This window comes from Cellulomonas sp. IC4_254, from assembly GCF_011603975.1.
Classification (GTDB): domain Bacteria; phylum Actinomycetota; class Actinomycetes; order Actinomycetales; family Cellulomonadaceae; genus Cellulomonas.
In genome coordinates this window covers 1-20,166 of record NZ_JAANNB010000051.1, presented here as the reverse complement: position 1 = coordinate 20,166, position 20,166 = coordinate 1, and the positions used below count along the sequence as shown (strand labels likewise).

Annotated in this window: 16 protein-coding genes; 12 read left to right on the top strand and 4 right to left on the bottom strand. The window is 76.0% G+C overall.

Annotated features, from left to right (window positions below; all coding sequences use genetic code 11):
• Positions 1-1,754: hypothetical protein (locus G6556_RS07375; RefSeq protein ID WP_205693161.1), on the top strand; the 1,754-nt coding region annotated here is incomplete at its 5' end.
• A gap of 40 nt (positions 1,755-1,794) precedes the next feature.
• On the opposite strand, the gene G6556_RS07370 is transcribed toward G6556_RS07375, so the two are convergent.
• Positions 1,795-2,994 carry a hydroxymethylglutaryl-CoA synthase gene (locus G6556_RS07370; protein WP_166939938.1) on the bottom strand — a complete coding sequence of 400 codons (1,200 nt, stop codon included), beginning with the start codon at positions 2,992-2,994 and terminating at the stop codon, positions 1,795-1,797.
• Between the two features lie 246 nt (positions 2,995-3,240).
• A complete protein-coding gene (locus G6556_RS07365; RefSeq protein WP_166939936.1) occupies positions 3,241-3,753 on the bottom strand; it encodes a hypothetical protein in 513 nt (170 codons plus the stop codon).
• A 188-nt stretch (positions 3,754-3,941) separates the two neighbouring features.
• Between G6556_RS07365 and G6556_RS07360 the strand changes: the two genes are divergently transcribed.
• Complete coding sequence (locus G6556_RS07360; protein WP_166939934.1) at positions 3,942-4,445, top strand: hypothetical protein; 504 nt, start codon at positions 3,942-3,944, stop codon at positions 4,443-4,445.
• Positions 4,446-4,509: 64 nt separating this feature from the next.
• On the opposite strand, the gene G6556_RS07355 is transcribed toward G6556_RS07360, so the two are convergent.
• Positions 4,510-5,562 carry a hydroxymethylglutaryl-CoA reductase gene (locus G6556_RS07355; protein ID WP_166939932.1) on the bottom strand — a complete coding sequence of 351 codons (1,053 nt, stop codon included), beginning with the start codon at positions 5,560-5,562 and terminating at the stop codon, positions 4,510-4,512.
• Between the two features lie 84 nt (positions 5,563-5,646).
• On the opposite strand from G6556_RS07355, the gene G6556_RS07350 reads away from it, so the two are divergent.
• The 8 genes from G6556_RS07350 (at position 5,647) to holA (ending at position 17,327) form a co-directional block, all read left to right on the top strand.
• A complete protein-coding gene (locus G6556_RS07350; protein WP_205693160.1) occupies positions 5,647-6,423 on the top strand; it encodes an LLM class F420-dependent oxidoreductase in 777 nt (258 codons plus the stop codon).
• 146 nt (positions 6,424-6,569) lie between these two features.
• Complete coding sequence (locus tag G6556_RS07345) at positions 6,570-7,307, top strand: metal-dependent transcriptional regulator (protein WP_346774771.1); 738 nt, start codon at positions 6,570-6,572, stop codon at positions 7,305-7,307.
• 155 nt (positions 7,308-7,462) lie between these two features.
• Positions 7,463-8,767, top strand: coding sequence for an MFS transporter (locus tag G6556_RS07340; RefSeq protein WP_166939930.1), 1,305 nt, complete (start codon positions 7,463-7,465; stop codon positions 8,765-8,767).
• A 141-nt stretch (positions 8,768-8,908) separates the two neighbouring features.
• Positions 8,909-11,812 (top strand): leucine--tRNA ligase, encoded by a 2,904-nt coding sequence (locus tag G6556_RS07335; RefSeq protein ID WP_166939943.1) that lies wholly within the window; start codon positions 8,909-8,911, stop codon positions 11,810-11,812.
• A gap of 2 nt (positions 11,813-11,814) precedes the next feature.
• On the top strand, positions 11,815-13,071 hold the full coding sequence (locus tag G6556_RS07330; RefSeq protein ID WP_346774770.1) for a DegV family protein: 1,257 nt from the start codon (positions 11,815-11,817) through the stop codon (positions 13,069-13,071).
• A 155-nt stretch (positions 13,072-13,226) separates the two neighbouring features.
• Entirely contained in the window at positions 13,227-14,327 is a 1,101-nt protein-coding gene (locus tag G6556_RS19120; RefSeq protein ID WP_205693159.1) for a ComEA family DNA-binding protein, read from the top strand.
• Entirely contained in the window at positions 14,324-16,285 is a 1,962-nt protein-coding gene (locus G6556_RS19890) for a ComEC/Rec2 family competence protein (protein ID WP_166939928.1), read from the top strand. The genes G6556_RS19120 and G6556_RS19890 overlap by 4 nt, the downstream gene beginning before the upstream one ends.
• Positions 16,286-16,376: 91 nt before the next feature.
• The gene (holA, locus tag G6556_RS07315) at positions 16,377-17,327 is read left to right on the top strand and encodes a DNA polymerase III subunit delta (RefSeq protein WP_346774772.1); all 951 of its coding nucleotides are present in this window, start codon (positions 16,377-16,379) and stop codon (positions 17,325-17,327) included.
• A 55-nt stretch (positions 17,328-17,382) separates the two neighbouring features.
• Here holA and G6556_RS07310 read toward each other — a convergent pair whose 3' ends face one another.
• Positions 17,383-18,138 carry an EAL domain-containing protein gene (locus G6556_RS07310; RefSeq protein WP_166939924.1) on the bottom strand — a complete coding sequence of 252 codons (756 nt, stop codon included), beginning with the start codon at positions 18,136-18,138 and terminating at the stop codon, positions 17,383-17,385.
• Positions 18,139-18,347: 209 nt separating this feature from the next.
• Between G6556_RS07310 and G6556_RS07305 the strand changes: the two genes are divergently transcribed.
• Both G6556_RS07305 and G6556_RS07300 read left to right on the top strand, forming a co-directional pair.
• Positions 18,348-18,485 carry a hypothetical protein gene (locus tag G6556_RS07305; protein ID WP_166939923.1) on the top strand — a complete coding sequence of 46 codons (138 nt, stop codon included), beginning with the start codon at positions 18,348-18,350 and terminating at the stop codon, positions 18,483-18,485.
• A gap of 122 nt (positions 18,486-18,607) precedes the next feature.
• Positions 18,608-19,945, top strand: a complete 1,338-nt coding sequence (locus G6556_RS07300) for a helix-turn-helix transcriptional regulator (protein ID WP_166939921.1) — start codon at positions 18,608-18,610, stop codon at positions 19,943-19,945.
• Positions 19,946-20,166 lie beyond the last annotated feature (221 nt).

Below are 20,166 nucleotides of genomic sequence, written 5' to 3'. Positions count from 1 at the left end.
ACCGACCCCGCGCCGCCGCCGCGGTCGCCGCGCTCGCCGCGCTCGGCCTGCTGGCCGCCTGCACCGGCGGGGCGGACGACGGGGCCACCCCGGACCCGACGCCGTCGGCCGTGACGCTGCGCTCCTCGGCGACGCTGCCCGACGCGCCGACGACGGTGGTGCCGGACGGAACCGCCGCCGGGACCGCGCTCGCGGTCAGCGCCGCGCTGTTCGCGGCGGCGCCGGTCGCCGTGCTGGTCCCCGACGAGGACCCGGCGGTCGTCGCGCCCGCCGCCACCGCGGCCGTCGCGCTCGGCTCGCCGGTGCTGGTCGCGGGCTCCGGGGTCGCCGACGAGCTCGGCCGCCTCGGCAGCACCGACGTGGTCGTCGTGGACGACGACCCGGACGCGCGCGCCGCGCTCGCCGCCGACCTGCCGGACGGGCTGCGCACCTACGGCGTGGACGCCGCGGACCCGGCACTCGCGGACCTGGGGCTGGCCGTGGGGCAGGAGCAGCAGGTGGACGCCGCCGGGCTCGTCGCCGCCGTCGCGGGGCTGGCCGGGCCGGAGCCGGCCCTGCTGCTCGGGCCGGCGGGCGCGCCCGCGGAGGACGCCGCCACGGCGGCCGCGACCGACGCCCCGAGCACCGACCCCGGCGACGCGTCGACCCCGGAGCAGCAGGACGTGCTCGGTCGGAGCAGCACCACGGTCGAGCCGCCGGCCGCGCCCGCGGCCGCCGCGCTGCTGGTCGACACGCACGCCGCCCCCGCGGGCACCGCCGTCGCCGCCGCGACGGCCCGTGCCGCGGGCCTGCCGGTGGTCGACGTCCCGGGCGCCGACCCGCGCGCCACCTCCGCCGCGGTGCAGGCGCTGACCGGGGTCGAGACCGTCGTCGCGGTGGGCTCGTCGTTCGGCGACGCCGCCCGGCTCGGCCCCCGCGTCGCCAGCGCGGCCACGGGCGTCGAGCTGCCCGGCGGCGGCCAGCTGGTGTTCCCGGACCCGGCGACGCCCGGCGTCGACGGCAAGCGGTACGTCGCGCTGTACGGCACGCCCGGTACCCCCGCGCTCGGCGTGCTGGGGGAGCAGGACGTGCCGGCGACCATCGCCCGCGCCGAGCAGACCGCAGCCCCGTACCGGGAGCTCACCTCGGACACCGTGGTGCCGACGCTCGAGGTCATCGCGACCATCGCGTCCTCGGGGCCCGAGCCGGACGGCTCCTACTCGCGCGCCCGGTCGGTGGACGAGCTCCGTCCGATCGTCGAGGCGGCGCAGGCCGCGGGGCAGGCCGTCGTCATCGACCTGCAGCCCGGCCGCACCGACTTCCTCACCCAGGCGCAGCAGTACGCCGACCTCCTGGCCTACCCGCACGTCGGCCTCGCGCTCGACCCGGAGTGGCGGCTCGCCCCCGACCAGGTGCATCTGCGGCAGATCGGCTCGGTCGGCGTCGACGAGGTCAACGCCACCGCCGACTGGCTCGCGACCTTCACCCGCGACCGGCAGCTGCCGCAGAAGATGTTCCTGCTGCACCAGTTCTCGCTGCGGATGATCACCGACCGCGAGCGGCTGCACACCGGGCACGACGAGCTGGCCATGATCATCCACGCCGACGGCCAGGGCTCCCAGCCCGCGAAGGCCGGCACCTGGGCGACGCTGCACCAGGGCGCGCCGGACGTGCACTGGGGCTGGAAGAACTTCTACGACGAGGACACGCCGATGCTGGACCCGGCGCAGACCTACGCGGTGCAGCCGGTGCCGGACCTGGTCACGTACCAGTAGCGGGGCGTCGCCCCGCGGCGCGGGCGCGGGGCGGGCGCGGTCAGGCGACCGCGGTCGCGGCCGCCTCCGTGCGCTCGTACACCCGCTGGTGCCCGGTGATCGCCGCGAGCCGGAACGGGCCGCGGGTCAGCCGCTCGACGTCGTGGTCCCCGCCGTCGACCGGGTTCACCGGCGCCACGATCCGCGAGTACTCGGCGTGCGACACCTCGTCGCGCTCGTCGAGCAGCCGGCGGTGCGCGGCGGCGCGCAGGTGCGCGCGGTAACCGGGCTGGACGACGCCGGTGAAGAGCTCGCCGACGGCGCCGGAGCCGTAGGAGAAGAAGCCGATGCGCGAGCCGCCCAGGTCCTCGGCCGCGTGGTCGAGCAGCGACGCCAGCCCGATGTACATCGAGGCGGTGTAGGAGTTCCCGATCTCGCGGTTGTACCGGAGCGTGTCGGCGATCTGCGCGTCCATCACCTCGGCGTCGCGGGGGGCGCCCGCGAGCCGGGTCAGGTGCGCGTGCGCCTTGACGGCCATCTTGGTGAACGGCTGGTGGTAGACGAACGCGTCGATGTCGCCGAACTCGGCGCCGCCCTGGGCGCGGAAGTCCTGCCACGCGCCGGTGAGCGAGTCGGTGTACGCGCGCAGCGACAGCCGGCCGTCGACCACGGCGGTGGTCCGGTAGTTCGGCCGCCAGAAGTCCATGACGTCGGTGGTGTGCAGGCCGGAGACCGGCTCGATCGCGACGAGCCGCGGGTTCGCGGTGACCAGCATCGCGACCGCGCCGCAGCCCTGGGTCGGCTCGCCGGAGGACCCGATGTCGTAGCGGGCGACGTCGGAGCAGATCACGAGGACCTTCTGCTCCGGGTTGCGGGCGACCAGCGCCAGCGCCATCTGCAGCGCGGAGGTGCCGGAGTAGCAGGCCTGCTTGAGCTCCACGACGCGCGCGGCCGGGTTGAGGCCGAGCAGGTGGTGCACGTACACGCCGGCCGACTTCGACTGGTCGATGCCGCTCTCGGTCGCGAGCAGCACGGTGCGGATCGCGGCCCGCCCGTCGTCGGACAGGTCCTCCACGAGGGGGAGCGCGGCGGCCGCGGCCAGCGTCACGACGTCCTCGTCGGGGGCGCACACGCTCATCCGGTCCTGGCCGAGGCCCACCGTGTACTTCGCCGGCTCGACGCCGTGCACGGGCGCCAGGTTCGCCAGGTCGAGGTACCGGCCCGCGGTCGCGAAGGCCAGGTCGTCGATGCCGAGCTGCATGTCGGGGTGGGATCCTCTCCGGCTGGACGTCGTCCGCGGGTGGGTGACCCGGCGTCGCGACGGGCCCGGCGGTGCGGCCCGCCGTCGTCGGCGGTCACGCTGGGCCCGGACGACTGTAGCCCCGCGTGCGAGCACCGACCAGCGAGCGTCGGGACTCTTCACCTGCTCCTCACGGAACGCCGACGGCGCCCGGATTCATCCCGTTCGTGAACGTGGTCACATCGGGGGGTGCGCGGTGAGCCGACGTCAGCCGACGTGCGGCACACCGGGGACGAGCCGGGGGACGTCGTCGAACGACGCCGGGTGCACCACCGCGACCGAGTGCTCGTCACGCAGGACCACCCGGGCGACCGCGTCGTCGCGGCGTGCGACGACACCCGCTGCGGGCAACCCGTCGAGGACGAGAGCGGCGCTCGTCTCCTGCACGTCGTCCGGGGCCCCGGCCCAGATCGAGGACACGACCCGGCGGTCGATCTCACCGCTGCTCAGGTACCGGTCGACGAGCCAGCGGGCGAGCGAGGTGGTCGCGACGTCCTCGGCGGACGTGCCCGACGCGGTGCGGCGGGACTCGACCACGAGCTCGGTCCCGTGTCCGTCGACCCACCGGGAGAGCACGCTGTCCGGTTCCCCGTCCAGACGTCCCGTCGTGTGCTCGACGCTCCGCAGCGGCGTCGCGCCGGTCTGCTGGAGGACGTAGCCCGCGGGCTCGGGACCGTCGGCACCGTCGGGAGGAGCGGGGTGCGAGCCGCTGACGTGCACGATGTGCTCCTTCCGCGCGGAAGACGGTTTCCCTAGTCTACGACCGGGGGGCCCCGCCACAGAAGACGGAGGTCGACGTGAGCAGAGTCGTCAGCATGAAGGGCAGAGCCGCAGCAGGGGTGGCGGTGCTGCTCGCAGCGCTTGTCACCGGCGTGAGTCCGGCTGTCGCCGCGGAGAGATCCGACGGGGTGACGATCGTCGAAGTCGAGATGGACGCGGTCGGCTTCGACGAGTCGGTCGCGCGCGCCAACGGGTACGCGATCGTGACGGAGGAGGACGGGACGCAGCGCTCCGTGCCGGTCACGGACCAGGCGCGCGCCGAGGAGGAGGCGATCGCCCGGAGGGTGGGCGCCGGTCGCTCCACCGTGGTCGCGGGCTCCTGCGGGACCTCGCGCATCGTGATCACCGACAGCACGGGATTCCGCCGGGCCGGGATCAGCACCTCGTTCAACGTCGTGCGGCCGGCCGTGGGCTACTCGTGGTTCGTGGACGTCGCCGGGGGCGGGACGTCTGCGCGGCAGACGTTCGGCGGAGCCCTCGCGTCGCGGACGACGTGGCAGCACACGTTCCTGCACTCCGTGCCGAAGGCCGGCAGCTACATCGCGTCGGTCGCTCGGACCAGCAACGCGGTGTTGAACAACGGGACGATCTGCTTCAGCGGGGGACCGTCGGACGTGAGCTGGGTGTCCTGATCCAGGTGCCGTGGCGCACATCTCGTCGAGAGGTGCGCCACGGCGCCGTCACGATCACGTCGGCTCAGCCCTTCGCCGCCGCGCCCCGCTCCAGGGTGAGGTGCGCGGCCATGAGCTCGCCCGGGTTGGTCTGGGCCGCCATGAGCGACAGCTCGCCGCACAGCACGGTCGCGGCGCAGAGCACGGCCAGCCGGCGGGCGTTGTCCCCGGGCTCGCGCTCCTCGCGGCAGCCGAGCCGGGCCAGGTTCTCCTCCACGAAGTCGAGCCCCTTGCCGTTGCCCACGGTGCCCACGACCAGGTTCGGCAACGTGCAGGAGAAGTACAGGTCCCCGTCGCGGACCTCGGCGTGCGTGAGGCCCTGCGAGCCCTCGACGATGTTGGCCGCGTCCTGCCCGGTCGCCAGGTAGAACGCCAGCAGCATGTTCGCGTAGTGCGCGTTCGCCGACCGCAGCCCGCCCGCGAGCATCGTGCCGATCAGGTTCTTGCGGATGTTCAGCTGCACGATCGCCTCGGGCGTGGTGTGCAGGAACCGCTCGACCAGCCGCCGGGGGAGCACGATCTCGGTGACGACGTTCTTGCCGCGCCCGAGGATGCCGTTGACGGCGGTCGCCTTCTTGTCCGAGCAGAAGTTGCCGGAGATCGACCCGTACCGGACGCCCGGCACCGTCGCCAGCACGTGGTCCATCAGCTTGTCGGCGGCGTTGGTCACCATGTTGTGTCCCGAGGCGTCGCCGGTGGTCAGCTCGAACCGCACGAACAGCAGGTTCGCGGCGATCTGCACGTGCAGGTCGATCAGCCGGGCGAACCGGCTGCTGGTCGCGACGACCGCGGCGAGCTCGTCCCGGCGCGACGACAGGTGCTGCCAGGCGGCGAGCGCGGCCTCGGCGTCGTCGGCCTCCAGCAGCACCGACCGGGACATCCGCTCGTCCACCAGCGTGGCCCTGATCCCGCCCTCGACCATGGTCGACAGCCGGGCCCCGCGCCGGACGGACGGCCACAGCGGCGACTCGTAGGTCGCCAGCGGGACCTCGGTCTCGCCGGTCATGACGTTGCCGCTGATCCGCAGCGGGCCCACCCAGCGGAGCGGGACGGGCGCGGTGGTGTCGGCGGCGGGCATGGGGACCTCCGGGGATCGCGGGTGGGGCGTCGGCCAGCGTAGACGGCGGGGACGCGCGGGTCGTCGCGGACGTACGGTCTGACCATGACGCGACCGCTCCGCATCGGAGTCCAGATCCAGCCCCAGCACGCCGACTACGCCCAGATCCGGGACGCGGTGCGCCGCGCCGAGGACCTCGGGGTGGACGTGATCTTCAACTGGGACCACTTCTTCCCGCTCTACGGCGACCCGGACGGCAAGCACTTCGAGTGCTGGACGATGCTCGGCGCCTGGGCGGAGCAGACCAGCCGGGTGCAGATCGGCGCCCTGGTGACCTGCAACTCGTACCGGAACCCCGAGCTGCTCGCCGACATGGCCCGCACGGTCGACCACATCAGCGGCGGCCGGCTGATCCTCGGCATCGGCGCGGGCTGGTTCGAGAAGGACTACGACCAGTTCGGCTACGAGTTCGGCACCCCGGGCACCCGGATCGCCGAGCTGGCGTCGGCCCTGCCGCGCATCAAGGCCCGGCTCGCCGCGGGCAACCCGGCGCCGACGCGCGACATCCCGATCCTGATCGGGGGTGGCGGCGAGCGGAAGACGCTGCGCGTCGTGGCGGAGCACGCCGACGTGTGGCACTCGTTCGGCGACCTGGACACGCTGACCCGCAAGAGCGCGATCCTCGACGAGCACGGCGCAGCCGTCGGCCGGGACACCGCCGCGCTGGTCGAGCGCAGCGTGGGCGTGAGCGCGCCGCCGGCCGAGGTCGCCGCGCCGCTGGTCGACGCGGGCGTGACGCTGTTCACGGTCGGGGTCGGCGGGCCGGACTACGACCTCAGCCTCGTGGAGCAGTGGGTCGCCTGGCGGGACGCCCAGGCCTGACGCCGGCCGCGAGGCTGACGGCGGCCGCGAGGTCGTCGGTTCCGCCCGAGGTCGTCGGTTCCGCACCCCGTCCCGTGGACGGGACCGACGACTTCGCGGGCGGGTCTCGGGGGGAGTGCTCGGGACGGGGCCCTAACCTGGACGGCGTGAGCGAGACCAGCGACCTGACCTCCGTGGCCCAGGACTACCTCAAGGTGGTCTGGACGGCGCGCGAGTGGTCGTCGGCCCCGGTGACCACGAAGATGCTCGCCGAGCGGCTGGGCGTCGGCGCCTCGACCGTGTCCGAGACCGTGCGCCGGCTGGCCGACCAGGGCCTCGTGGAGCACGCGCCGTACGCGGCGATCACGCTGACCGAGGAGGGCGTCCGGCACGCGGTGCAGGTCGTCCGGCGGCACCGACTGATCGAGACCTTCCTGGTCAGCGAGCTCGGGTACGCCTGGGACGAGGTGCACGACGAGGCGGAGGTGCTCGAGCACGCCGTGTCGGACCTCATGGTCGAGCGGATCGACGCCCGCCTGGGCCACCCGACCCGCGACCCGCACGGCGATCCGATCCCCGCGCCGGACGGCACCGTGCCCACGCCGGCCGCCGACATGCTCTGGGAGCTCACGTCCGGGTCGGGCCGGATCGCCCGGATCTCCGACGCCGACCCGGGCCTGCTGCGCTACCTGGCGTCGGTGGGCGTCGTGCTGGACGCCCGGGTCGAGGTCGTCGAGCGGCGCGACTTCGCCGGGATGACCGCGGTGCGGGTGCTGCCGCCGCTCGACGGCGGGACCGTCGCGGACGCCGCGGCGGAGGCCGTGGGCGCGGTCGCGGAGCCGCGGCCGGTCGAGCTCGGCGAGGTCGCCGCGCGCGCGATCTGGGTGCTGCTCGACACGCCCTGACCCGGGCCGGTCACGCCCGGGACGGTCCCGACCGGCCGGTAGGCTGGTGGCACCGGACTCCTCGCCGACGCGGTCCCCGGGACGGGCCGCCGCACCCGGCGCTCCCTGCCGCCGGGGCCCCTGCGGTCCACCGACGACGACCGCGGGAGCCGCACATGCACACGAGCACGCCGGGTGGACCCGCCGTCGACACCGACGTGGTCCTGGACCCGCACCTGGTCCGCCGCCGCGCGCGGCTGCCGCTGCTGGCCCTCGCGCTGGGCGGCTTCTCGATCGGCACCACCGAGTTCGCGACGATGGGCCTGCTGCCGCTCATCGCGGACAACCTCGACGGCACGATCCCCGAGGCCGGGCACGCGATCACGGCGTACGCGCTCGGCGTGGTCGTGGGGGCGCCGCTGCTGACGACGATCGCGGCCCGGATGGACCGCCGGACGCTGCTCCTGGTGCTCATGTCGGCGTTCACCGTCGGCAACCTGCTGTCCGCGCTCGCGCCGTCCCTCGGCTGGCTGGTCGCGGCGCGGTTCGTCGCGGGCCTGCCGCACGGCGCGTTCTTCGGGGTCGGCGCGGTCATGGGGGCGCACGTCGCCGGACCGGGCCGCCGTGGCCAGGCGGTCGCCACGATGATGGCCGGCCTGACCATCGCCAACATCGTGGGCGTGCCGCTGTCGACCGTGCTGGGGCAGGCGTTCGGCTGGCGGGTGGCGTTCGTCGCGGTGGGCGTGCTGGGCGCACTGACGCTGCTCGCGCTGCTCCGGTTCCTGCCCGGGCTGCCGGTGCGGGACGGCGCGACGGTGCGCGCGGAGCTCGGGGCGCTGCGCAACGGGCGGCTGTGGGTCGCCTGCGCGGCGGGGTCGATCGGGTTCGGCGGCATGTTCGCCGTGTACTCCTACGTGTCGCCCCTGCTGACGGAGGTCACGGGGCTGACCGAGGCGACGGTGCCGGTCGTGCTCGCGCTGTTCGGCGTCGGCATGACGATCGGCACGCTGCTCGGCGGGCGGCTGGCCGACCGGTCGGTGGCCCGGACCGTGCTGCTCGGGTTCGCCTCGACGATCGTCGCGCTGGTGCTGATCGCGGTCCTCGCGCAGTGGGTGGTCCCCGGCGTGCTCGCGATCGTGCTGCTGGGCGTGACCACGCAGGTGCTCGGCCTCGCGCTGCAGTCCTGGCTCATGGACCTGTCGCCGTCCGCGCCGTCGCTCGGCGCCGCGCTGTGCCACTCCGCGCTGAACGCCGGCAACGCCGCCGGCGCGTGGGTCGGCGGGCTCGTCATCGCCGGCGGGCTCGGGTACGTGGCGCCCGCGTGGGTCGGCGCAGGGCTGACCGCGGTCGGGCTCGTGATCTCGGCGGCGACGCTGGGCGGTGCGCGGGCGAGGGCGCGGGCGCGGGCGGCGGCGCGGGTCGCGGGGGAGCCGGACGCGCCGGGCGGGTCCGCGGTCGCGGAGGAGCGGCAGGCCGTCTGACCTGCGGCCCCGCCGTCGCCCAGGGCCGGGCGGCGCGCGGCGGAAAGGACGTGCGCGCGTCGATAGACTTCCCCGGTGACGTCGCCCGCCAGCACCCAGCCCGATCCCGCCTCCGCCCCGGCCACCGCCGGCGGCCAGGACGTGCCCTTCCGGTACACCGCCGAGCTCGCCCAGCAGATCGAGCTCCGGTGGCAGGACGAGTGGGTCGAGCGCGGCACGTTCTTCGCGGCCAACCCGGCCGGCAGCGCGCTGACCGACGGCGACGGGCAGCCGGCGCGCGCGGGCGCCCGCCCGTTCTTCGTGATGGACATGTTCCCGTACCCCTCGGGCGCGGGCCTGCACGTCGGTCACCCCCTGGGCTACATCGCCACCGACGTCGTCGCGCGGTTCCGCCGGATGCAGGGCGACAACGTGCTGCACGCGCTGGGCTACGACGCGTTCGGCCTGCCCGCCGAGCAGTACGCCGTGCAGACGGGTGCCCACCCGCGCACGACCACCGAGGCGAACATCGAGATCATGGCGCGCCAGCTCCGGCGGCTGGGCGTCGCCCACGACCCGCGCCGCTCGTTCGCGACGATCGACCCGGACTACGTGCGCTGGACGCAGTGGATCTTCCTGCAGATCTTCGACTCCTGGTACGACGAGGACGCCGTGCGGCCCGACGGCGGCACCGGCGCGGCCCGGCCGGTGTCGACGCTGGTCGAGGCGTACGAGTCGGGGACCCGAGCGGTGCCGGACGGGATCGCCGGGGTGCCCGAGGGTGCGGCGTGGGCCGACCTGGACGCCGTGCAGCGCCGCCGGGTCGTCGACGCGCAGCGCCTGGCCTACGTCTCCGAGACCCCGGTGAACTGGTGCCCGGGCCTGGGCACCGTCCTGGCCAACGAGGAGGTCACCTCCGACGGCCGGTCCGAGCGGGGCAACTTCCCGGTGTTCCAGCGCACCCTGCGGCAGTGGAACATGCGGATCACCGCGTACGCCGACCGGCTGGCCGACGACCTCGCGCTGATCGACTGGCCGGAGAAGGTCACCGCGATGCAGCGGAACTGGATCGGCCGGTCCGAGGGCGCGCACGTCGACTTCGAGGTCACCGACGCCGACGAGCCGCTGACCGTCTTCACCACCCGCCCCGACACGCTGTTCGGCGCGACCTACGTCGTGCTGGCGCCGGAGCACCCGCTGGTCGACGCGATCGTCGCCGACTCGGAGGCAGTGTCGGTCTGGGACGAGGACGTGCCGGAGTCCTGGCGCGGGGGCGCCGCGTCGCCCGCGGAGGCCGTCGCCGCCTACCGCCGCGAGGCCGCCGCCAAGACCGCCGTCGAGCGCCAGGCCGACGCCGGCCGCAAGACCGGCGTGTTCACCGGCGGCTACGCCCTGAACCCGGTGAACGGCGCCCAGCTGCCCGTGTTCATCGCCGACTACGTCCTGATGGGCTACGGCACCGGCGCGATCATGGCCGTCCCCGGCGGCGACACCCGCGACTTCGCGTTCGCCGAGGCGTTCGGGCTGCCCGTCGTGCACACCGTCCAGCCGCCGGAGGGCCACGAGGGCGCCTGGACCGGCGACGGCGCGATCATCAACTCGTCGAACGACGAGATCAGCCTGGACGGGCTGTCCGTCGCCGAGGCCAAGACCCGGGTCGTCGACTGGCTGGCCGAGCGCGGCGCCGGGTCCCGCACCACGACCTACCGGCTGCGCGACTGGCTGTTCAGCCGGCAGCGGTACTGGGGCGAGCCGTTCCCGATCGTCTACGACGAGGACGACCTGCCCATCGCCATCCCCGAGCAGTCGCTGCCGGTCGACCTGCCGGACGTGCCGGACTACGCGCCGCGCACCTTCGACCCCGACGACGCGGAGTCCTCGCCCGAGGCGCCGCTGAGCCGCAACGACGACTGGGTCCACGTCACGCTCGACCTGGGCGACGGGCCGAAGACCTACCGCCGCGACACGAACACCATGCCGAACTGGGCCGGCTCGTGCTGGTACTACCTGCACTACCTGGACCCGACCCACGCCACCGGCCAGGTCGTCGACCCGGCGCTCGAGCAGTACTGGATGGGCCCGGGCCACAACCCCGGCGACACCCACGGCGCCGGCGGCGTCGACCTGTACGTCGGCGGTGTCGAGCACGCCGTGCTGCACCTGCTGTACGCGCGGTTCTGGCACAAGGTGCTCTACGACCTGGGCCACGTGTCCAGCCGCGAGCCGTTCTACAAGCTGTTCAACCAGGGCTACATCCAGGCGTACGCCTACACCGACGTCCGGGGCGTGTACGTCCCGGCCGCCGAGGTCGTCGAGGACGACTCCGTCGCGTCCGGCTTCACCTGGAACGGCGAGGAGGTGTTCCGCGAGTACGGCAAGATCGGCAAGTCGCTGAAGAACGCCGTCTCCCCGGACGAGATGTACGCCGAGTACGGCGCGGACACCCTGCGCGTCTACGAGATGTCGATGGGCCCGCTCGACCTGTCCCGCCCCTGGGAGACCCGGGCGGTCGTCGGCGCGCAGCGGTTCCTGCAGCGCGTGTGGCGCAACGTCGTCTCCGAGGAGACCGGCGAGGTGACGGTCGTCGACGCCGAGCCGACCGTCGAGACGCTCCGCGTGCTGCACCGGACGATCGCCGAGGTCGGCGAGGACATGCAGGGCATGCGGATCAACACCGCCATCGCCAAGCTCATCGTCCTCAACAACCACCTGACCTCGCTGCCCGCCGTGCCGCGCACCGTCGCCGAGCAGCTCGTGCTCATGACCGCGCCCGTCGCGCCGCACCTGGCCGAGGAGCTGTGGTCCCGGCTGGGCCACGAGCGCTCGCTCGCGCACGAGCCGTTCCCGGCGGTCGACCCGCAGTACCTGGTCGAGGACACCGTCACCTGCGTGTTCCAGGTGCAGGGCAAGGTCCGCGGCCGCGCCGAGGTGCCCGTCGACGCCGACGAGGCCACCCTGCGCGAGCTCGCGCTGGCGGACCCGGGCGTGCAGCGGGCGATGGCCGGTCGCGACGTGCGCACCGTGATCGTGCGCGCGCCGAAGCTCGTCAACGTGGTGCCGGCCTGACGGTGCCCGAGGGCGCCGACGCCCCGCCGACCGCGCCCGGCGCGGGGGCGGGGCGCGGCGTCGCGCGCCCGGCGGTGCCGGGTGCGGGGTCGCCGGGAGCGCTGTCGTCGGGTGCGGTGTCGTCGGGTGCGGGGTCGCCGGGAGCGGTGTCGTCGGGCGGGGACGCCGGCCGGCGGGCGCACCCGGGGCTGCGGATCGCCGTGGTGCCGCCGGCGTGGGCCGAGCGCGTGGCGCGCCGGCTGCGGCGGTCCGCCCGGGTCGACCCCGAGCCGGCGGCCGCGGAGCCGCCCGTGCCGCCGCGGGTGGTGGTGATCACCGACTCGACGTCCTGCCTGACCGCCGCCGACGCCGCGGCCTGGGGCATCGACGTCGTCCCGCTCGACGTCGCCGCCGACGGCGAGCGGTTCCGCGACGGCGTGGACCTCACGCCCGAGGGCCTGGTCGCGGCGCTGCGGTCCGGGCGCCGGGTCACGACGTCCCAGCCGCCGCCCGCCGCGTTCGCGGCCGCCTACGAGGCGGCCGCCGCGCGCGGTGCCGTCGAGGTCGTCTCGGTGCACCTGTCCGGCGAGCTCTCCGGCACCGTCCGCGCCGCCGGCCTCGCCGCGCAGCTCGCGCCGTTGCCGGTGCACGTCGTCGACTCCCGGAGCGCCGGCCTGGGGCTCGGGTTCGCCGCCCTGGCCGCCGCGGAGGCGGCACGGGGCACCGTGTGGGGCCCCGCCGACGGCGCGACCGTCGCCGGGGCCGCCGAGCAGGTCGGACGGTCGACCGCCGCGTGGTTCGTCGTGGACTCGCTCGACCACCTGCGCCGCGGTGGCCGGCTGTCCGCGGCCGCCGCCGCGTTCGGCACCGTGCTGGGGCTGCGCCCGGTGCTCGCGCTGCGGGACGGGCGGATCGAGGTCGCCGAGCGGGTGCGGACGCGGCGCGCGGCGCGGGACCGGCTGCACGCGCTGGCCGTGGCGGAGGTGGCGCGGCGGGTGCCGAGGGCGCAGACGGGCGCGGAGGGGTCGCGCGTCGCCGACGGGGTGCGGCCGGACGACGGCGCGGCGGATGCCGCGGCTCGGATGGCGGTGCCCCCGGGCGCGGGCAGGTCCGTGCGGGTCGGGGTCCAGCACCTCGGACGGCCGGAGATCGCGGCGGAGGTCGCCGAGCGGCTGCGCGACGCGCTCGGGCTCGACGAGGTGCTGGTGCGCGAGGTGGGCGCCGTGCTCGGCGGACACCTCGGCGTGGGGGCGCTCGCCGTCACCGTGACCGACCGCTGACCACCGCCCGGCGCGCAGGTCCGGGGGTGCAGCACCGGCCGCGCTCCGCACGGGCGGCGGGCGCGGAGTCGTCCACAGGACCGGGCGCGGTGCGTGGTCCCCAGGACGGGCTCGCGGGCGCCGCCGGGACCGGACCGCCGCCCTAGCGTCGCGGCATGACCTGGTACGACGGCAGCCCGGCGCCCGACCCGCGGCGCGACGACGCGGGACCGGTCGGCGGCGGACGGGCTCGGCTGCACGCGGCGGCGCGGGCCGCGTCCGAGGCGGACCCGGTGCCGCACGACGGGACGGCGGCGCCGGCCGTCGACGTTCGACGGCCGGCAGCGGCGTCGGCCGCCGACTGCGGGAGCGACGACGTGCCCGGGGAGGCGGGAGCCGGCTCGCGGGGGGCGTCCGGGGTGAGCGCTTCCGGGAGCGACGACCTGCCGCCCGGCGGCACCGACGGGGACCGCGAGCGGTTCGGCGCCGACGGGGGCCTCGGCCGGTTCGGCTCGGACGGTGACGGCGAGTGGTTCGGCACCGACGATGACCTCGACCGGTTCGGCGGTGCGGGCGAGGGTGAGGCGTCCGGCGGAGACCGGCCGCGGCTCGTCGACCTCGTGCGGTGGCGGCTGGCGCCCCGGACGGCCGTGATCGCGCTCGGGGCGCTGCTGCTGGTCGGCGGGGCCGTCGTCGTCCGGTCGGCGGCGCAGCCCACCGGCGAGCCGGTCGCCGTCGAGGAGCCCGCGATCACCGGCGCCGCCGCGACCGACGGTGCCGGGACCGACGGCGCGGAGCAGCCCGCCACGGCTCCCGCGGAGGAGACGACCGTCTGGGTGCACGTCGTCGGCCGGGTCGCGGCACCGGGGGTCGTGGCCCTCCCGGCGGGCTCCCGGGTGGGCGACGCGGTCGGCGCGGCGGGCGGCCCCCTGCCGGACGCCGACCTGGCCGCGCTGAACCTGGCCGCCGTGGTCCAGGACGGCGCGCAGGTCCGGGTGCCGGCGCCGGGCGAGGAGCCGGTCGTCGCCGACGCCGCGGACGGCACCGCGGCGTCCTCCGGCGGCGGCGCGGCGGGTCCGGCGGGCGGCGGCGTCGACGTCAACACGGCCCCGAGCACCGAGCTCCAGACGCTGCCCGGGATCGGACCGGTGCTCGCCGAGCGCATCGTGGCGTGGCGCGAGGCGAACGGCCCGTTCGGGAGCGTGGACGCGCTGCTCGACGTCTCGGGCATCGGCCCGGCCGTGCTGGGCCAGATCCGGGAGCTGGTGCGGGTGTGAGCACCGACGAGGCGGTCGACGTGCGGCTGGTGCCCGCCGCGCTGGCGGTGTGGGCCATGGCGGCCCTGGTCACGGGGGCGACCTCGGGGGCGCTGGTGGCAGGCGCGGTGGTCACCGGCCTGGCGGCGGTGGGCGTGCTCGGCCGCCTGCTGCGGGGACCGTCGGGACCGGAAGCCGTCCGGGACCACGAGAGCGGCGGCCGGGAGGCTCCGCGGGGCACGGGGCGGCAGCTCGCGGGGGTCGGCGAGCGGGTCGCCGTGCGGGTCCCCGAGCGCGTCGCGGTGCGCGTCCCGGAGCCGGTGCCCGAGCGGGTCCCGGTGCGGGAAGTCGTGCGGGTCCCGGTGCGGGCGCTCGAGCGCGCCCAGGAGCGGGTGCCCGAGCGGGTCCCGGTGCGGGACGCCGTGCGGGTCCCGGAGCGGGCGGCCCTGCGGGTGCCCGAGCGGGTCCCGGTGCGGGTCCCCGAGCGCGTGGCCGCGCGGGCGCAGGCGGGTCTCGCGCTCGGCGCGGTCGCGATGCTGCTGCTCGCCACGGCGGCGCAGGTGCGGGACCGCGAGGCGGGCGACGTACGTGCCCTCGCCGAGGACCGGGCGCGGGTGCAGCTGGTCGGGACCGTCCGCTCGACGCCGCAGGCGCCCGGCGGGCCGGCCGGTTCGCGCGTCGTGCGGTTCCTCCTGGCGGCGACGTCGGTCGAGGTGCTCGGGGCGGGGGAGTCGCGGGGACCGACGCCGACCGGTGCCGCCGTCGAGGTGTACGCGCCGGCGAGCGCGTCCGATCTGGCCTACGGCACGGTCGTCGCCGTCGACGCGCGCCTGACGCCGATCGCGGACACCTCCCGCCGGGTGCTCGCGCGGGCCCGGACCACCGACGACCCCGCGGTGCGCGCGCCGCCGTCCGTCCTGCTCCGCGCCGCCGACGGGCTGCGCACCGGGCTGGTCGCGACCGCCGGCGCGGTACCGGGGGACGCGGGCCGGCTGCTGCCCGCGGTCGCGGTCGGGGACACCCGGGGCGTGGGCGATCTGGACGAGGCCATGCGGGTGTCCGGGCTCGCGCACATCACGGCGGTGTCGGGCGCGCACTTCTCGATCCTCGGCGCCGTCGTGCTCGCGGTCGTCACGCGGTGCGGGGTGCCCCGGCGGTGGCGGTGGGTGCCGCTGGTGGTGGTGCTCGGCGGGTTCGTGGCGGTGGTCCAGCCGGGGTCGAGCGTGGTGCGGGCCGCCGTGATGGGCGGCGTCGGCGTGCTCGGGATCGTGGCCGGCCGGCCGGCCCGGTCGGTGCCGGGGCTGGCCTGCGCGGTGCTCGTGCTGGTCGTGGTCGACCCGTGGCTCGCGCGGGACGTCGGGTTCGTGCTCTCGGTGGTGGCGACGGCGGGCATCGCGCTGCTCGCCGGGCCGCTCGCCAGTCGCTGGTCGGCGTCGCCGGACGGGATCGGTGGAGCCGTCCCGCCGCGTGCGGGTGCGCGTGCGGGTGCCGGTGCGGGTGTCGGCGGCGGCAGGGGGGACCACCCCTCGCGACGGGGCCGGGCCCGACCGGGCCGCCCGCGCCGGCGACCGCGGCCGGGCGACGACCCCCGGCCGGCCGCGGGGCCGGTCGCGACCGCGTTCGCGGTCCCGGTCGCGGCGCAGGCGGCGTGCGCCCCCGTGCTGCTGGTGCTGACGCCCGCGGTCCCGGTGTACGCCGTGCTCGCCAACGTCGCCGCCGCCCCCGCGGTGGCGCCCGCGACCGTCGGCGGCCTGCTGGCGGCGCTGCTCGGCACGTGGTGGCCCGCGGCCGCCACGTGGTGCGCCCAGGCGGCGGGTGCGGCGTGCTGGTGGATCGCGACGGTGGCCAGGACCGCGTCGGGGCTGCCGGGCGCCCAGGTCGCCTGGGCGGGCGGCCCGCTCGGCCAGGTGCTCCTCGCCTGCGCGTGCGCGGCCGCGCTCGTGCTGGTCCTCCGGTGTCGGCGGGCCGTGGGACCCTAGACGGGTGCCCGCCTCCACCTCCGCCGCGCGCCGACCCGCCCGGGGCGGCGGCCGTGGGACGTCCGCCCCCGCAGGCCTCGCGTGGGACGAGGTGGGGCTCGCCCCGGTCGTCCTCGTGACCGGTCCGGAGGAGCTGCTGGCGGAGCGGGCCGTGGACCGGCTGATCGGCCTCGCGCGCGAGCGGGACCCGCAGATCGAGGTGACCCGGGTCGACGGCGCCGCGTACGGGGCGGGGGAGCTCACGCTCGCCACGAGCCCGTCGCTGTTCGCCGAGGACCGCGTCGTCGTGGTCGAGAACGTCGAGAAGGCCACCGACGACCTGATCCTCGAGGCGACCGCGTACGTCGCCGCACCGCAGGACGACGTCGTCCTGGTGCTCCGGCACGGCGGCGGCCAGCGCGGCAAGCGGCTGCTCGACACGGTGCGCGCGGCGGGGCACCCCGTCGCGGTGTGCGAGACGATCAAGCGGGACGCGGACAAGGCCTCGTTCGTCACCCAGGAGCTGCGCCGCGCCGGCCGCCGGATGGAGGCCCGGGCGGTGCGCTCGCTCGTCGACGCCGTGGGCAGCGACCTGCGCGAGCTCGCGGCGGCGTGCTCCCAGCTGGTCGCCGACACCACGGGCGTCATCAGCGTGGAGGTGGTCGAGCGGTACTACGGCGGCCGGATCGAGGCCACCGGGTTCCGGGTGGCCGACGCCGCGGTCGACGGCAACGCGGGGGAGGCGGTCGCGCTGCTGCGGCACGCGTTCGCCACGGGGGTCGACCCGGTCCCGCTCGTGGCGGCGCTCGCGGCCCGGCTGCGCGTGCTCGCCAAGGTCTCGGCGGTGCGCGGACGGGGGCCAGGTGCCGAGCGCGACCTCGGCCTCGCGCCGTGGCAGGTCGACCGGTCCCGCAAGGAGCTGTCCCGGTGGACGCCCGAGGCGCTGGCCACGGCCATCACCGCGGTCGCGCAGGCGGACGCCGAGGTCAAGGGCGCGAGCCGCGACCCCCGGTTCGCCGTCGAGCGCGCGGTGCTGCGGATCGCCGCCGTCGTCCGGCGCTGAACGTCCGCGCCGGCGACCCCGCTGACGGCCCCCTCGCCGCCCGGGGCCGTCCCGATCAGATGTAGTGCTGCCCCAGGGTGTTGTGCCCGGGTCGCAGCAGCGGCGCCGCGGACCGGTCGACCAGCAGGCTGCGCTCGAGCAGGTTCCCCTGGTACAGGTCGAAGCCGAGGCGTCGCCCGGCCTTGAGCTCGGCGCTGGTCTCGACGAACTCGGCGACCAGCAGCGCTCCGTGCGACCGCGCCAGGTCGACGACCGGCTCGCCCTCGAGGTCGAGGTCGCGGGCGTCGATCTTCACGAAGTCGGCCTGGGGGAGCAGGGACCGCTGGTCCTGCCGGGAGACGAACCCCGCCATGGCGATCCGGAAGCCCTGCTCCCGCAGCCGGCGGACGCCGCGCAGGACGTCGCCGTCGATGCGCGTGGTCCCGGTGATCTCGACCACGAGGCGGTCGGGACGGTTCGGCAGGTGCAGCTCGCCGGTGAGGAACGCGCGCGGGCAGCGGGCGAACAGCCAGCGGCCGTGCCCGACTTCATCCACGTCGGCGCGCCCGAATGTGGCGCGGAGCACGGCGCTGGTGGCACGCTCGTGCTGCAGCTCGCTCCACGCGCCCGCGTCCACCGACGTCACGCCGGGCGCTCGGAACGCGAGCTCGTACCCGAAGGGGTGCAGGCGGGGAGAGAAGATCCCCTGCCGTCCGACGACGACGCGCTCCGCCGCGACGTGCCGGTCCCACTCCCGGCGCAGCACGTCCGGGATCGCGGCGTCGATCTCGTCCGCGAGCCGCCGCTCCACGTCGCCCTGTCCCCTGGTCATGACATCCATGACACCACAGTCAGCGCCACATGACACGGCTTCGGCCCTCCGACCGGGGGTGATATCGCGGGAAGACGCGCCAAAGTGACGGCCGATTCACCCGATTGGGCGGAAGTACGGCGGAACCCCTCAGGAGGTGGTGCGAAGCGCCTCGCATCAGTCATGATCGTCGTGACAGCGAGTCAACATTCTGTGACAGGAGACCCCCCATGCGCACCTCGCTCAAGGCCATCGCCACCGCCGCCATCGCCCTGACCCTCACCCTCGGCGCCTCGGGGGCGGCCAACGCCGCCGGCGGGTTCACGATCCAGAGCGGCGCGACCGGCTGCTGCCGGATCGTCGTCTGAACGCCTTCGGGTCATCCCGGGTCGTCCTGCTGACTCTCGACGGGCGTGGCGCGTCGGGGCGGGGCCGTGGCGGACGGGTGACAGGCTCGCCGTCACGAGGCGTCATAGGTACAGTGACACCCATGACGACCATTGCTGACCGCGTCCGCCAGGCGCGGTTGGCCGCTGGGCTCTCCCAGACGGCCCTCGCCGGAGACGCGCTCTCGCCGAGCTACATCTCCCTGATCGAGTCCGGTCGGCGCGAGCCGACCGACGCGGCGCTCGGCGTCATCGCCGAGCGGCTCGGGTCCACGGTCGAGTATCTCAAGCACGGCGACGAGGGACCGGCCGAGGCGCGCGCCAAGCTCGCGCTCGACTACGCCCGCCTCGACCTGGTGTCGGGGGAGGCCTCGTCGGCGCGCGACCGGATCCTCGCGCTCGACCTCGAGCCCGTCACCCGGCAGGTGCGGGTCGAGGCGCTGCTGGCCCTCGCGCAGGCGCACGAGATGCTCGGCGACCTCGAGTCCGCCGTCGGCGTCCTGGAGCCGCTGCTCACGCAGGCGCGGGTGGAGCAGCACCACCTCGACGCCGCCGCGGCCGCCACGGCCCTCGTCGCCTCCTACGTGGAGTCCGGTGACCTCGGCCGCGCGATCGAGGTCGGCGACCGCCAGCTCGCGGAGCTCGAGGAGGCCGGCCTGACCGGCACCGACGAGCACCTGCGGCTCGGCTCGACGACCCTCTGGGCGTACGTCGAGCGCGGCGACCTGCTGTACGCGACGCACCGCGCGGCCGAGCTGATCCGCCAGGCGGAGTCGCTCGGCACCCCCCGCGGGCGCGGGTCGGTCTACTGGAACGCGGCGCTCGTCGCGGAGCAGCGGCACGACTACGGCCTGGCCAAGCGCTACACCGAGCGCGCGCTCGCGCTGCTCGGCGAGGGCGAGGTCAGCCGCGACATCCCGCGTCTGCGCCTCAACTACGCGTGGCTGCTGCTCCGCAGCGACCCCGCCGAGCCGGCGACCGCGCTCGAGCAGCTCGACCGCGCCGCCCCGGAGCTCCAGGTCTCGGGCTCCGAGGTGGAGATGGCGCGGCTCGACGTCGAGCGGTCCCGGGCGCACCTCATGCAGGGCGACCCGGTCGCGGCGGAGATGTACGGCCGCGCGGCGTTGGACCGCCTGGGCGACCAGCCCCGGCTCGACGGCGCGGCGGCGCAGCTCGCGATCGGCGACGCGCTGCACGCGCGCGGCGAGGTCGAGGCGGCGTCCCGCGCGTACCGCTGGGCCGCCGACATGCTCGGCATGATGTCCGCGTCGCGGCAGTCCGCCGCGGTGTGGCGCGAGCTCGGCGACCGGTTCCTCGGCCACGGCGACGTGACCGGGGCGGCACAGGCGTTCGACCGCGCGCTGCGGGAGGCGGGCTTCCGGCCCGCCGTGCCCGCGGTGCTGTGGGAGGCGTGGAGCGCGGTGGCTCAGACTCAGGACTGAGCGACCGCGTTCCCCACGGACGGGCTCCGGCCCGACCGCACAGAGGGCGTCACCCCGCAGGGGGGGTGACGCCCTCGGCGCATCCCGGACGGTTCCGGGCCCCGCCGGCCCGTGCCCGCCCGCGCCTGCCCGTGCCCGCTCGCCCCGTCGAGCGGGCAGCAGATGTCCCCTCGCCGGCCCGTGACAGGGCATGTTCTGCCCGCTCGACGGGGCGAGCGGGC

Excerpts from the sequence above, each read along its gene's own strand:
- G6556_RS07305 (WP_166939923.1), top strand. The coding sequence starts at position 18,348 with ATGCGCACCTCGCTCAAGGCCATCGCCACCGCCGCCATCGCCCTGACC.
- G6556_RS07355 (WP_166939932.1), bottom strand. The coding sequence starts at position 5,562 with ATGCCCGCCGCCGACACCACCGCGCCCGTCCCGCTCCGCTGGGTGGGC.
- G6556_RS07350 (WP_205693160.1), top strand. The coding sequence starts at position 5,647 with ATGACGCGACCGCTCCGCATCGGAGTCCAGATCCAGCCCCAGCACGCC.
- G6556_RS19120 (WP_205693159.1), top strand. The coding sequence starts at position 13,227 with ATGACCTGGTACGACGGCAGCCCGGCGCCCGACCCGCGGCGCGACGAC.
- G6556_RS07300 (WP_166939921.1), top strand. The coding sequence starts at position 18,608 with ATGACGACCATTGCTGACCGCGTCCGCCAGGCGCGGTTGGCCGCTGGG.
- G6556_RS07340 (WP_166939930.1), top strand. The coding sequence starts at position 7,463 with ATGCACACGAGCACGCCGGGTGGACCCGCCGTCGACACCGACGTGGTC.
- G6556_RS07370 (WP_166939938.1), bottom strand. The coding sequence starts at position 2,994 with ATGCAGCTCGGCATCGACGACCTGGCCTTCGCGACCGCGGGCCGGTAC.
- G6556_RS07310 (WP_166939924.1), bottom strand. The coding sequence starts at position 18,138 with ATGACCAGGGGACAGGGCGACGTGGAGCGGCGGCTCGCGGACGAGATC.